The sequence below is a fragment of the Kribbella aluminosa genome, assembly GCF_017876295.1.
In the GTDB taxonomy this organism is placed as follows: domain Bacteria; phylum Actinomycetota; class Actinomycetes; order Propionibacteriales; family Kribbellaceae; genus Kribbella; species Kribbella aluminosa.
This window is the reverse complement of record NZ_JAGINT010000002.1, coordinates 2,587,861-2,601,018: the sequence shown is the minus strand read 5'-3', so window position 1 is coordinate 2,601,018 and position 13,158 is coordinate 2,587,861. Positions and strand designations below refer to the sequence as shown.

The 13,158-nt window shown below is 69.0% G+C and carries 11 protein-coding genes; 6 read left to right on the top strand and 5 right to left on the bottom strand.

Translation table 11 applies throughout. The features are described from left to right. Positions 1-18 precede the first annotated feature (18 nt). Positions 19-1,839 carry a glycoside hydrolase family 35 protein gene (locus tag JOF29_RS33760; RefSeq protein ID WP_209698420.1) on the top strand — a complete coding sequence of 607 codons (1,821 nt, stop codon included), beginning with the start codon at positions 19-21 and terminating at the stop codon, positions 1,837-1,839. Between the two features lie 214 nt (positions 1,840-2,053). Here the strand turns inward: JOF29_RS33760 and JOF29_RS33755 are convergent, their stop codons facing one another. The 3 genes from JOF29_RS33755 to JOF29_RS33745 form a co-directional block, all read right to left on the bottom strand. Next, positions 2,054-2,659 (bottom strand): hypothetical protein, encoded by a 606-nt coding sequence (locus tag JOF29_RS33755; RefSeq protein ID WP_209698419.1) that lies wholly within the window; start codon positions 2,657-2,659, stop codon positions 2,054-2,056. Further along, complete coding sequence (locus JOF29_RS33750) at positions 2,656-4,107, bottom strand: hypothetical protein (protein ID WP_209698418.1); 1,452 nt, start codon at positions 4,105-4,107, stop codon at positions 2,656-2,658. The genes JOF29_RS33755 and JOF29_RS33750 overlap by 4 nt, the downstream gene beginning before the upstream one ends. A 78-nt stretch (positions 4,108-4,185) precedes the next feature. Next, the gene (locus tag JOF29_RS33745) at positions 4,186-5,562 is read right to left on the bottom strand and encodes a nucleobase:cation symporter-2 family protein (protein WP_209698417.1); all 1,377 of its coding nucleotides are present in this window, start codon (positions 5,560-5,562) and stop codon (positions 4,186-4,188) included. A 97-nt stretch (positions 5,563-5,659) separates the two neighbouring features. On the opposite strand from JOF29_RS33745, the gene JOF29_RS33740 reads away from it, so the two are divergent. The 4 genes from JOF29_RS33740 (at position 5,660) to JOF29_RS33725 (ending at position 10,355) form a co-directional block, all read left to right on the top strand. Further along, entirely contained in the window at positions 5,660-6,046 is a 387-nt protein-coding gene (locus tag JOF29_RS33740; protein WP_209698416.1) for a hypothetical protein, read from the top strand. Between the two features lie 133 nt (positions 6,047-6,179). Continuing rightward, on the top strand, positions 6,180-7,337 hold the full coding sequence (locus JOF29_RS33735; protein ID WP_209698415.1) for an ROK family transcriptional regulator: 1,158 nt from the start codon (positions 6,180-6,182) through the stop codon (positions 7,335-7,337). A gap of 127 nt (positions 7,338-7,464) precedes the next feature. After that, positions 7,465-9,261 (top strand): bifunctional metallophosphatase/5'-nucleotidase, encoded by a 1,797-nt coding sequence (locus JOF29_RS33730; RefSeq protein ID WP_307863824.1) that lies wholly within the window; start codon positions 7,465-7,467, stop codon positions 9,259-9,261. Positions 9,262-9,392: 131 nt separating this feature from the next. Then, a complete protein-coding gene (locus tag JOF29_RS33725) occupies positions 9,393-10,355 on the top strand; it encodes a glycoside hydrolase family 6 protein (protein WP_209698414.1) in 963 nt (320 codons plus the stop codon). Here JOF29_RS33725 and JOF29_RS33720 read toward each other — a convergent pair. Both JOF29_RS33720 and JOF29_RS33715 read right to left on the bottom strand, forming a co-directional pair. Further along, complete coding sequence (locus tag JOF29_RS33720) at positions 10,342-11,367, bottom strand: LacI family DNA-binding transcriptional regulator (RefSeq protein ID WP_209698413.1); 1,026 nt, start codon at positions 11,365-11,367, stop codon at positions 10,342-10,344. The genes JOF29_RS33725 and JOF29_RS33720 overlap by 14 nt on opposite strands. Positions 11,368-11,407: 40 nt before the next feature. Then, positions 11,408-11,938, bottom strand: a complete 531-nt coding sequence (locus JOF29_RS33715) for a helix-turn-helix domain-containing protein (RefSeq protein WP_209698412.1) — start codon at positions 11,936-11,938, stop codon at positions 11,408-11,410. Positions 11,939-12,157: 219 nt separating this feature from the next. Between JOF29_RS33715 and JOF29_RS33710 the strand changes: the two genes are divergently transcribed. Next, positions 12,158-13,096, top strand: coding sequence for a pyridoxal-phosphate dependent enzyme (locus JOF29_RS33710; protein WP_209698411.1), 939 nt, complete (start codon positions 12,158-12,160; stop codon positions 13,094-13,096). Positions 13,097-13,158: the final 62 nt, after the last annotated feature.

Sequence of the window (13,158 nt, the reverse complement as noted above, 5' to 3'; positions counted from 1 at the left end):
CTACCGAAACGAGAACACGTGCCCGACTTCACGATCGGTCCATCCGACTTCCTGCTGGATGGCCGCCCGTTCCAGATCATCTCCGGTGCGCTGCACTACTTCCGGGTGCATCCGGACTACTGGGCCGACCGCATCGAGAAGGCACGGCAGATGGGGCTCAACACCATCGAGACCTACGTCCCGTGGAACCTGCACAGCCCACGGCCCGGTGAGTTCGACACCACCGGGATCCTCGACCTCGGCCGCTTCCTGCGCGAAGTGGCCGCGGCGGGGATGTACGCGATCGTCCGGCCCGGCCCGTACATCTGCGCCGAGCTGGACAACGGAGGCCTACCTCCGTGGCTGCTGCGTACGGCGGGTCTCGGCGTACGGCGGCTCGAGCCGCAGTTCATGACGGCGGTGACTCGGTATCTCCAGGACGTGCTGGAGATCGTCGGGCCGCTGCAGATCGACCAGGGCGGGCCGGTCCTCCTCGTACAGGTGGAGAACGAGTACGGCGCCTTCGGGGACGACCAGACGTATCTGAAGGCGCTCGCCGAGGTGATCCGTACCGCCGGTACGACGGTTCCGCTCGTCACGGTCGACCAGCCGACCGACGAGATGCTCACCGCGGGCGGGCTGGACGGCGTACTGCGGACCGGGTCGTTCGGGTCCCGGGTCGAGGCGCGGCTGGAGACCCTGCGCAAGCACCAGCCGACCGGGCCGTTGATGTGCATGGAGTTCTGGGACGGGTGGTTCGACTACTGGGGCGGCCGGCACCACACGACCTCGGCGGCCGACGCGGCTTCTGAGCTCGACGCGTTGCTCGCCGCGGGCGCCTCCGTGAACATCTACATGTTCCACGGCGGGACGAACTTCGGGCTCACCAGCGGCGCCAACGACAAGGGCGTGTACCGCGCAACCGTGACCTCCTACGACTACGACGCCCCCCTCGACGAGGCAGGCAACCCAACCGCAAAGTACTTCGCCTTCCGCGAAGCGATCTCCCGACACGCCCCGACACCGTCGTCGGTGCCTCCACCCGCGCCCTCGTCGGCGGCTGCGCCCTCGTCGGTGCCCTCGTCGGTGTCCTCGCCTGCGCCCTCATCGTCGCTCTCGCCAGCGGCGGCTGCGCCTGAGTTCAACGTTGCATTGGCGGACCCGATCGGGCTTCTCGCCTGTCCGGGCGGGAGCTGGTCGGAGCACCACGACGTACCGACCCTGGACGAGCTCGACGCCCGGCTGGCGATCTTCCGCACCGAACTGCGCCACGGCGGGCCGGCAGCACTGACCTTCGGCGAGGTCCGCGACCGGGTGCAGGTGTTCCTGGACGGCGCACCGGTCGGCGTACTGGAACGCGAACGACACGAGCGCACAATCATGCTCCCGCACACCCGCGGCCGGCTCGAACTCGTCGTCGAGGACATGGGACGTGTCAACTACGGCGCACGAATCGGCGAGCCGAAGGGCCTGATCGCCCCGCTCCTCCTCGGCACCACCGAGCTGTCCGACTGGTCCGTCTGCCCGATCGACCTCGACCACCTCCCCCGCCTGTGGCATTCGGCCGGCCCAACGCCGACCACCATCGGCACCGGCCCGACCGCCTGGCGAGCAACGTTCGAGGCGGACGCCCAGTCCGACCTGTTCCTCCGAACCGATGCCTGGGGCAAGGGTTTCGCCTGGATCAACGGCTTCTGCCTAGGCCGCTACTGGCGCCGCGGCCCCCAGCACACCCTGTACGTCCCGGCCCCCCTACTCGTTGCCGGCACCAACAACCTCGCCATCCTCGAACTAGAAACCCCAGACTCCCCAACCGCCACCTTCACCACCCACCCATGGCTCGGCCACACCGACCTGTAGTGAACCCACCAAGAAGAACAGAAAAGAAGAATACGGAGTGACGTCCTGCTTCGGCGCTCGACTGAGGGTTTCTAACCTACTGAAAGAAGAGAAGATCAAGGGAAAGAACAGAAACGTAGAGATATAGAACGGTGATTGTCTTCAATGTTCGGCTGACGTCCGCGCCGTCCCGTCCAGGTTCGACCCATCGTCCCCACCCTGGCCTCGAGCGAAGCTATCCCGCGGTCTTGTCCGGACTCCCGAGTCGCTGTGAGCGTTGCGCTGCCAACCGGGCCCGTGCCGCTTCCAACCGGGTCCGATCCCTCTCATCCAATTCGGCCAGGGTCGCGGCATCGATCGCGAACGGCGGCTGCGCCAACCGGTCGGCAATGTCCAAGTAGAGCAGCGGCCCGATGGGGAGTTCGATCCCGCCCTGGCCTTCCCAGAACTCACCACCACGCTCGAAGACCTGCACCATCGGCTCGTATGGATCATCCAACTCGGGGAACCGCTCCTTGGGTCGGTCGCCCAGGGACACCCAGCGGAAGATGTCGGTCACGACCTTGCGAACCAACGGCTGCAACTCACGCCCGATCGCGGACTCCAGTCGCTCCAGCCACACCGAGTCGGTTGCCACCGCCGGATCGAAGGCCACAGCGATGTCGGAGAACGGCCAACGGTCCGTCACACCCAGCGCGTTCGCCCAGGCTGCCTTACGCCGGAAGAACTCGTTCGCCAACCGCCCGCGCGAGAGGTAGTTCAGTTCCTCCGCCTCTTCGTCGTCCCACTTCGCCGCCACCAGCCGCGCCAACAGTCGCTCAGAGGCCGCCGTATCAGTCACAATCCCAAACCTTTCCTAGCGACCCGTACCACTTCGTCCAGGTTCGACAAATCCTCCGCCACCCGCAGATCACCTCTCGGGATGTCCAGCCTCGTGTCCCATAGTCGCAAGAGATCCTTCCTGGCTGACTGCAGGCTCAGCGGCGCCACGGTGTGCGCGGTCGGGTACTCCCGTTCAACCTTCGGTCTGCCGTCCTCGTCCCAGGCGTCCGGTTCGGCCATCAGGTACGGCACTCCGGCCGCCATCAGTTTCGCCTCGACGTACTCGTGTGCCACCAGCGACCAGAACTCGGTTCGCTGCCGATCCGTCAGCTCGGCTCCCGAAGCGACGCGCTCCCACAACGGTCCGATCCCCTGCAGCGGCGTGAAGTTGCCGTGCTTGACCTCCCCGGGCTTCACCACCACGTCGTGCTGGCGGATGAAGAGGTTGTCCTTCGCCACCTCGACGACCTCGCGTGGGTATCCACTGTTGGTCGCGACCGCGTCGAGGTCGTCAGCCTCGCGGATTCGGCGGTAGGTGTCCATGTCGCGCGGATCGTCGGGCGTTTCGATGAACTCGTGCTCGGGCGTGTCCGTGCCTTCGACGTGCGGGTCCGCTTCGAACTCGGAGGCGGTCAGGTCGTCTGCTTGATCTGACCCGTCGCCGCCGGCGTTCAGGGGTGCCGTGAGCGGTTGATCGGCGGCCGGTCGGCGGCTCGCTTCGGCGGACGTCGTGCGCGCGTCGTCGGTTGGGTCCACGAACGGCGGACGTGGTCCGCTGCCGCCGCGCGGGTCCACGGACGGCGGATGTGGTTCCCTGTCGGCGGGCGGGTCCACGGATTGCGGGTGGGGTTCGGTGGCGTTGGGGGGTGGGCGATGGTCTTGTACGGCGGGGGCGGGCCGGTCGGTCGGGGTTGTTGGATGGTCGGTGATCGCGTCGAGTCGCGGTGGTTGTGGAGGGTTGTTGTGCGGTGGCTTCTGCTCGGTCGGTTGCGGTGTCGCCGGTTGTTCGAGCGTGGGGGACGGCCTCGCCGGGGCCCGATTGGAGTCGTCTGTGGCACTCGGGCGCGGTTGGTTCTGGGGGGAATCTGGGTCATCCCGGGCCCAGCCGGCGCGGGTGAAGACCGGGTCGTTCGCCATCTGGTCACGGAGCTTTGCCGGTAGGTGTAGCAGGTGGTCGATCGAAGGTTCGCGCACGGGCTCGGCGGCGTCGTGCTCGACGCGCGGCAGCGGGTCCTGGTCGGCGTTCTCGATCGCTGATGGTTCGGTCGGGGCGCGGGGTGAGATGTGGTGCAGCCTGGCGATGGTGTCGTCGGTGGCGAGTTGGCGGCGTACTTCGAGTGGGTAGCGGTCCGCCCAGTCCGGAAGCGGCTCTTCCGGTTCAGGATCAGGCCGGTCGGGCCGTGGGTCCGGGATCTGCTCGGGCCGGCTGGGTTCGCGGTCGCCGGCCCTCCCGCGCAGTTCGCTCACGACCACCGCCCCTCCAAACAGACCGGACCAGTCAGCACCGTACTTCATAACGTGACGGCGTGACCACGATCCGTTGGTTCAGGAGTCCGTCGGGAGGGTGTTGCCGCGTTCGTCGGGGGCTGCGGCGAAGACGGACGGCTTGTCCTTCACGAGGGCGCGCCAGCGGTTGAAGAAGAGGTTGAGCAGTACGGCGGTGACGGCCGCGGCGCTGATGCCCGAGTCCAGCACGACGCCGACGCCGGACGGGAACTTGTCCCAGAAGTGCGGGCGGGCGATCGGCACCAGGCCCATCGCGATCGCCACGGCGACCACCACCAGGTTCAGGTTGTCGGCGTACTCGACCCGGGACAGCGTCCGGATGCCGCTCGCCGCGACCGAGCCGAACAGCACGATGCCGGCGCCGCCGAGCACCGGAGCGGGAATCGCCGCGACCATACGGCCGAAGATCGGTACCAGCCCGAGCAGTACGAGTACGCCGCCGCCGACCGCGACCGTGAACCGGGACTTGATCCCGGTGATCGCCACCAGCCCGACGTTCTGCGCGAACGCGCTCGCCGGGAACGCGCCGAAGACCGGCGCGACGGTGCTCGACAGCATGTCCGCGCGCAGCCCGTTCGCCACCCGCTTGTGATCGACAGGCGTCTCGACGATCTGCCCGATCGCGATGATGTCGGCCATCGTCTCGGTCATGATCACGAAGATCACGACCGTCATCGCGACGATCGCGCCGGCGTCGAACACCGGCGTACCGAGCCCGAAGATCGGCGGGAACGAGACGGCCTTCCCGTGCGGTACGGCGGAGAAGTCGGCCTTGCCCCACGGTACGGCGACCAGTGTGCCGACGATCATCCCGATCAGGATCGACAGCCGGGACACGAACCCCTGGAAGACCCGGCTGATCACCAGGATCACCAGCAGCGTCAGGCCCGCGAGCGCGATGTTGCTCGGGTTCCCGTACCCCAACGCGGCGACCCCGCCGAGCGCCCAGTCGAACGCGACCGGCAGCAGCGACACCCCGATCACCGTGATGATCGAACCGGTGACGACCGGCGGGAACAGTTTCACCAGGTGGGCGAAGAACGACGACGCGATCACGCCGACCAGGCCCGCCACCAGGATCGCGCCGAACACCGGCCGGACGCCGCCGTGCGAGGCGATCGACACCATCGTCGACACGCTGGCGAACGAGATCCCTTGCACGATGGGCAATCGGGCCCCGAACGGTCCCAGTCCCAACGACTGCAGCAGCGTCGCGAGACCGCTGATGAAGATGCCGGCCGTGACCAGCAACCCGATGTCCTGCGCGGACAGCCCGGCCGCACTGCCGACGATCAGCGGCGGTGCGATCAGCCCGCCGTACATCGTCAGGATGTGCTGGGTGCCGTAGACGACGAGTTGCGCGAACGGCAGCCGTTCGTCTTCGGGGCGGGCGGGTGCAGGGGTGGTGGATGCCATGACTGCCTCCAACGCTTTCCGCTCTACGGAAAGAAGATTCCGAACAGCGACAGAGTGGCACACGGGTCGTACGCCGTCAACGGTTTGTTGAAGTGCAATGTCCCAGGTTTGCCCGCCTGAGGACGCGGGCGCAACCACCTCTGATGAGCGATCGTTTCGCGGTCTGTCGTACGCCGTCGCGTACCGGCTGCCCGGCAGCGCCACCACCAAGCTCGCGATCGACCGGCTGCGCGATGCGACGGTACGGCGGGAGTCGTACGTCGGCCCGTGGCGCCCGGAGTCCACGCTCACCACCCGAAAGGCCGTCGTCGCTCGCCGGCGGCGGTACGACACCGATCGCGCCATCCAGCAGCAGGTCACCGAACGCTTCCTCGCCGCCTGCGAGAACGGCGATGTCGAAGCGCTGATGGCGGTCCCCTCGCCGCCCGGCCGGTTCGCGGTACGCGATCGAGGACCTCAACGGTGCGCCCGCGCTGCGCACTAGTAGGCGCGTACCGCAGAACGGGCAGTGGTGCTGCGCGTGTGCCTGCTTCAGGCGGTCGCCACGCTGGGGCGACCGCTGGGATCGCCAGTACTGCCCGTCCTTCGGTACGCGGCGGTCCTATGCTGGGGCGATCATGGTGGCGGACGGCGGGGATCCATCGCGGTTGCGGCGGCTCAACGAGCGTGCGGTGCTCGCCGCTGTGCGGTCGGGTGGGACGCTGCGGGTAGCGCAGATCGTCGACGAGAGTGGGCTCGGGCGTACTGCGGTCGAAGAGGTGCTGGCGAGTCTGGTCGAGCGGCGCTGGCTGGTGGAGGAGAGCCCGGCGATCCGCGGGCGCGGGCGGCCGGCGCGGAGCTACCGTTTTCGTGCGGAGGCCGGGTACGTCGTGGGGCTCGACATCGGGGCGTACTCCGTGCGCGGGGTACTCACGGACCTCGACGGGCGGATGCTCGGGAGTACCCGGCAGACCGTGACGCCCGACTTGCCGCGCGCCGAACGGCTCGCGGTCGCCGACGAGGTGGTCGCCGCCTGCGCCCAGGAGGCCGGCGTACCACCGACCCGGGTGTGGGCGGTCGGCGCCGGCACCACAGGAATCGTCGACACCACCGGCACCGTCGTCCAGGCCAACGCCATCCCCGACTGGGCAGGCACCAACCTCCCGGCCCACTTCAAAACCCACCTGGCCGTAGCCGACAACGACAGCCAGTTGGCCGCCCTCGCCGAACAACGCAGACCCCGGCCCCCCACCGCCTCCGCCCCTGCGGACATGGTGTTTTTGCATGCGGGGCGGCGAACTGGGCTTGCGTTGGTGATGGATGGGAAGTTGCGGCGGGGAGCGTTCGGGGCGGCGGCTGACATGTCGGCCTTGACCGGGGTCGCCTGGGAGGCGGCGCTCGAGTATCTGCATGCTGTTGTGCCGGCCGGCGTCCCGACGGTGGACAAGGCCGAGCGGGCGTTCGCCGCCGCGCGGGACGGGGATCGTGCCGCGCGGGCCGCGGTGCGGAAGTACGCGCAGGCGATGGCAGTAGCGGCCGCCACCGCGATCGCGATCGTCGACCCACGCGTGCTCGTCCTCGGCGGCGCGTTCTCCCAGGCGGCCGACGTACTGCTCGAACCACTCTCCACCGAACTCGAGCGTCTCTGCCCGCGCGTCCCCGAGGTACGCGCCTCCGCGCTCGGCGCGCTCTGCGTCGCACTCGGCGCCGCCAGCCTCGCCCTGGACGCGCTCAACGACCGCCTCCTCACCCCCACCCGCGGCCCTCTTCGGCCGCTGGTCGCACGCAGCATCTGAGTTCAGCAGCCGATTGGCCTTTGTTCAGCAGGCCGTTGACGGCTATCCGATCTCGCGGCTTAATAATGTCGGAAAGAGGCAATAATGCGCAAGAACGCGCAACCCCCTGCCAGGAAGTAGGTTCGCTGTGAACAGTCGGATCCGCCGCCGGACGTTCCTCACCGCCACCGGAGCCCTCGCCACCGCCACTGCCGTCGGCGACGTCGCCTACGCCACCCCGCACGCACTCGACAGCGCTTCCGAGTACGTCGACGTGCAACTGCTGAACATCACCGACCTGCACGGCTACCTGCAGCCGACGACGCCGAGCCAGGGCAGCGTGATCACCGGCGCCGGCGGCGTCCAGGTGACCGTCGGCGGTGTCGGGTACCTGGCCACGCACCTCAAGCAGCTTCGCCAGGGCCGGAAGAACTCGATCTTCTTCTCCTCCGGGGACAACTTCTCCGGCTGGCCGTTCGAGATCGATGCGCACGCCAACGAGCCGACCGTCGAGGCGCTGAACGCGCTCGGCCTGCAGTTCAGTACGGTCGGGAACCACGAGCTCGACCATTCGGTGAGTTTCCTGGTCGACCACATGGAGCACGGTGCGCCGTACCCGGTGAACGGCCGCGACGACAACTTCGTCGACTCCACCGGCCACAAGTTCCGCGGCGCGAACTTCCGCTTCTACACCGCGAACATGGTGTACGCCGGCACCGGCCGCACGATCGTCCCGCCGTACAACATCGAATGGGTCGACGCCGGCCGCGGGCGCAAGCTGCCGATCGCGTTCATCCACCTGACCGTGATGGGCACCGAGGTCGGGTCCACGTCGTACCAGCCGGGGCTGAAGTCCTTGTCCGACGTCGAGCAGGCGAACAAGCTCGCCGCCCAGCTGAAGGCCCGCGGGGTCAACGCGATCGTGATCAACATCCACGACGGCGGTGTCGCCGGGAACGACTACAACGCGGGCACGAACCCGTCCGGCCCGGTGTTCCAGCTGGCCGCGCAGGCGTCCCCGGACATCGCCGCGATCGTCACCGGGCACTGGCACTGCCGATTCAACATGATGGTCCCGGACCCGAACGGCGTACCGCGCCCGGTGGTCGAGGCCGGCAACCACGGCTCGCTGATCAACGAGATCAACCTCAAGCTGGACCCGCGCACCGGCGCGGTGATCCGCGAGCTGACCACGTCGACGAACCACGCGAACACCCGCGACGTACCGGTCGACGAGGAACTCCAGTACATCGCCGACTACTGGACCGCCAAGGGCGCCAAGCGGTACGCCGCTCCGCTCGCGAAGGTCACCGGCGACTTCACCCGGATCGCGAACGCGTCGGGCGAGAGCACGATGGGCAACCTGGCCGCGGACTTCGCGCACTGGGACGCGAACCAGCACCGCGACGGCCGCGCCGACCTGGCGCTGATCTCGACCAAGCCAGTGTCCGGGTCGAACGCGCTGACCGGTGACCTGTTGTTTGCCAAGGGCACCAATGCGGCGGACGCGGACGGGACCGTGCTGTTCGGCGAGGCGTGGAACGCGTTCGGGTACGGCAACCCGATCCTGACCGTGACGTTGCCGGGGACCCAACTGCACGCCGCGTTCGAGGCACAGTGGGTGCCCCAGGCGAACGGGACCGTGAAGTTCGCGCCGTTCGCGGTGTCGCAGAACGTCAGCTACAGCTACGACACCAGCAAGCCGATCGGCCAACGGGTCGACCCGGCAGCGATCCTGATCGACGGCAAGCCGCTCGACCTGAACCGGAAGTACCGGGTCGCCGCGCTCGCGTACACGCTGATCGGCGGCGACGGTACGACGGTGTTCACCGGCTTCACCGACCCGGTCCGCAACGACCGCGACCACGAGGGGTTCATCGCGTACCTGCGGGCGCACCCGGTACTCACCCCGTCGACGCTCGGCCGCGCACGCCCGGTGAGCTGACTGGAAGCGCTCCCACCGACTGAGAGTTGGGGACGGGCGGTTGACGGAAGCGTGAGCGATCGGTCACGATCGGTCAGGAACTGGAAGCGCTCCCGGAGTGTCCGCCCCCGACTCGAAACTGGAGCAAGCAGATGAGACGGATCGTCAAGAGCCTGGTCGCGACCGGGCTCGCGCTCGCCGCCGTGATCCCCGCCCACCAGGCCGCGGGCGCCGCCACGACCGGCAACCCGACCCGGTCGACCAGCGGCTTCTACGTCGACCCGGATTCGAACCCGGCCACCTGGGTCCGCAACAACCCGAACGACGGCCGGAAGACCGCCATCCAGAACTCGATCGCGTCCAAGCCGATGGCCCGCTGGTTCGGCAACTGGAGCAGCCCGATCGGTACGGCGGTCGGCAACTTCGTCGGGACCGCCGATCGCGCGGACAAACTGCCGGTGCTGGTCGCGTACAACATCCCGGGCCGGGACGCCTGCGGCGGTCACTCCGGCGGCGGGGCCGGGTCACCGGCGGCGTACCGGACCTGGATCCATGACTTCGCCGTTGCCGTCGGCAACCGTCCGGCGATCGTGGTGGTCGAGCCCGACGCGCTCGGCGACTTCAACTGCATGAACGCGGACCAGATCGCCGAGCGGAACGGCATGCTGAGCTACGCCCTGCAGCAGTTCAAGAGCAACGCTCCGAACGCGTGGGCGTACCTCGACGGCGGGAACGCCGGCTGGGTCGCGGCCGATGTGATGGCGCAGCGCCTCACCGGTGCGGGCCTGGCGAACGCGCACGGCTTCGCGCTGAACGTCTCGAACTACTACACCACCGCGCAGTCCGTGACGTACGGCAAGGCGGTGAACAGTCACCTCCCGGCGCAGAAGCCTTACGTCGTCGACACCAGCCGGAACGGCAACGGGACCGGCAACGACTGGTGCAACCCGCCGGGCCGCAAGCTCGGCGTCACCTCGCAGAACGGCGGCGGCCCCGAGATGCGGCTCTGGATCAAGGTCCCCGGCGACTCGGACGGCGACTGCGGGATCGGCGCCGGCATCCCGGCCGGCACCTTCAGCCCCGACCTGGCAACACACCTGATCAACGGCAACTAGGTCCTGCGGCGGAGTCGCGGAACACCAGGCGGGTTGGGAGGATCAGTGGGGACGGGTGCTCGCCGTTGAGTACGGCGTGGAGCATGCGGGCCATCTCCCGGCCCAGTGACCGGATCGGCTGGCTGATCGTGGTCAGCGGCGGGGTGGTGTGCCGGGCCATCGGGATGTCGTTGAACCCGACGACCGCGACGTCCGACGGCACCGATCGCCCGGCCGCGGTCAGTGCACCGAGCGCTCCGATCGCCATCTGGTCGGAGGCGACGAACACCGCGTCGGTCTCCGGATGCCTCGCCAGCAGTTCCGTCATCGCCCGCTGCCCGCCGTCCTCGGAGAAGTCTCCGTGCACGACCCGCCTCGGATCGAGGCCGGCGACCGCGAGGGTTTCCTGGAATCCCTTGTACCGCGCGGTTCCCGCGGCCTCGTCCATCCGGCCGGTGATCGTGGCGATCCGCGTCCTCCCGATCCCGATCAGGTGCTCGGTCGCGAGCCGGGCGCCACCGCGGTTGTCGGCGTCCACGTAGTACCGCGGCTCGAAGGTCAGCGGCTGCCCGCCGAACACGACCGGGAGCTCCGCGTCCTCCGCCAGCCGCGCGATCGGCTCGTCGCCGTGCATCGACATCAGCATCACGCCGGCCGTCGTACGGCTCCGCAGCAGCTTCTCCAGCCGCTGCTGCCCTCGGCTCGACGTCGCGGTCACCAGCGTCAGCTCGAGGTCCGTCTCCTCCAGCACCGACAGGATGCCGACCACCACCTCCGCGACGAACTGGTCCGCGAACACCGCCGGGTCCTCGGCCGACACCGCGAGTACGACGGAGCCCGACTGCCGGGACGCCAGCGCCCGGGCCGTTGCGTTGGGCACGTATCCGAGCTCGGCGATCGCCCGCCGGACGGCCTCGCGCTTCGCCTTGCTGACATGCGGCGCGTCGTTGAGCACCCGCGACGCCGCGGACCGGGACACCCCGGCGCGCGCCGCGACCTCGTCGAGGGTCACCTGCCGGCTGTGTGATTCCACCGACCGATCATCACACGCCGACCGCGCAGACAGGACCTGGTCACCGGCGGGCGGCGAGAACAAAGGCCAGCTCGTGCCGGTACACCGGGCGGGCCACGTCGCAGGTGTGGGTGAGATGCCGGTTCCGGAGGAGCCGCTGGACCTCGTCGACGTCCACGCCGAGCGCGCTCGCGGCGGTCGACAACGTCAGCCATCCGTCGCGCAGCGTGGCCAGCACTTCCACTTCGGCGCGGCGCAGCGGCAGCTCCTTGCCGTGCGCTGCCAGCAGGCCGGCGGAGATCAACCGCCGTACGCCGGTCTGCCCGAGGCCGAGGACCGCGCCCGCCTCGGCGACCGACATCCACTGGTCGAGACCTGACTGGACCACGTCGGACAAGTACAACCGGCGATGCGACCGCGACCGGGCCGGCAGATGCCCGGCGCGGACCAGCCCGGCGACGCGCTGCGGCTCAACGCCCAGCAGGACCGCTGCCTGTGCGGTCGTGATCAGCGGGTCGTCCACCATCAACGGCTCGCCGAGCAGCTCGGCCAGCCTCGACCGGTAGTCCCGCGTCAGATCCCCAACTGTCATCGCAGCCCTCCCCTGTCTCGCCGACGATCGCGAGCTACGACACGGGTCCGGGGTCAGACGCTCTGCGATGAATTCTGGCACACCCTGCGACGAAGTGACACACGTCCGCAGCCGGGACGCCAACGCAATCTGCGGATCCCGGAGCACGGTTCGGATCCCGGAGCACGGTTTCGGCTCCCGGGAGCGGCGTCGCGGGTGTTGACGGTGCAAACTCGGAGGATGCCGAACACCGTCGACTTCCATCGGAGCATGCCCGGGTACGCGCCGACGCCGCTGATCGAGGTGCCGGAGCTGCTGGGAGTCGGCAGCGTCTGGGTCAAGGACGAGTCGAACCGGTTCGGGCTGCCCGCGTTCAAGGTGCTCGGCGCGTCGTGGGCGGTGAACCAGGCGCTCGGCCCGGCGCGGACGTTCGCCGAACTGGCTGCCGACATCAAGGACGTCACGCTGGTGACCGCGACCGACGGCAACCACGGGCGTGCGCTCGCGTACCTCGCCCGGACGCTCGGGGTCGCCGCGCGGATCTACGTACCCGCTGGCCTGCCGGAGCCGACGGTGCAGGCGATCCGCGACGAGGGCGCGACCGTCATCGACACCGGTCGTCCGTACGACGACGCCGTACAGCTGGCGGCCGGCACCGTCGACGGCGACGACGTACTGATCCAGGACACAGCTTGGCCCGGGTACGAGGCCGTCCCGCGCTGGATCGTCGCCGGCTACGACACCCTCTTCAGCGAGATCGACGAACAACATCCAGGCATTCCTGAGCTGGTGGTGGTCCCGACCGGCGTCGGCTCCCTCCTCCAGTCCGCGCTCGAGCACTACCGCGGCCGGGCCAAGGTCCTCGCCGTCGAGCCGACCACCGCAGCCTGCGTCGGGGCATCCCTCAAGGCCGGAAGGCCTGTGTCCGTTGACACTTCCGCGCCGACGATCATGGCCGGCCTCAACTGCGGCACCGTCTCGTCCATCGCCTGGCCCACCATCCGCGACCACCTCGACGCCGCCGTCACGGTCACCGACGACCAGGCCCACGCCGCGATGAAGGTCCTCCACGCTCACAACATCCCGGCCGGCCCGTGCGGCGCAGCAGCCCTCGCCGGCGCCCGGGCCGCCGCGCTGCCGGCGAGCTCCGTCGTACTGATCAGCACCGAAGGCCGCTAAGTGTCACCCCCACCGCCCCCGCCCGACGGATATCCGGCCGTCGGTCGTCTGAGCGTCGGACG

Excerpts from the sequence above, each read along its gene's own strand:
- JOF29_RS33745 (WP_209698417.1), bottom strand. The coding sequence starts at position 5,562 with ATGGCATCCACCACCCCTGCACCCGCCCGCCCCGAAGACGAACGGCTG.
- JOF29_RS33740 (WP_209698416.1), top strand. The coding sequence starts at position 5,660 with ATGTCCCAGGTTTGCCCGCCTGAGGACGCGGGCGCAACCACCTCTGAT.
- JOF29_RS33735 (WP_209698415.1), top strand. The coding sequence starts at position 6,180 with ATGGTGGCGGACGGCGGGGATCCATCGCGGTTGCGGCGGCTCAACGAG.
- JOF29_RS33725 (WP_209698414.1), top strand. The coding sequence starts at position 9,393 with ATGAGACGGATCGTCAAGAGCCTGGTCGCGACCGGGCTCGCGCTCGCC.
- JOF29_RS33715 (WP_209698412.1), bottom strand. The coding sequence starts at position 11,938 with ATGACAGTTGGGGATCTGACGCGGGACTACCGGTCGAGGCTGGCCGAG.
- JOF29_RS33710 (WP_209698411.1), top strand. The coding sequence starts at position 12,158 with ATGCCGAACACCGTCGACTTCCATCGGAGCATGCCCGGGTACGCGCCG.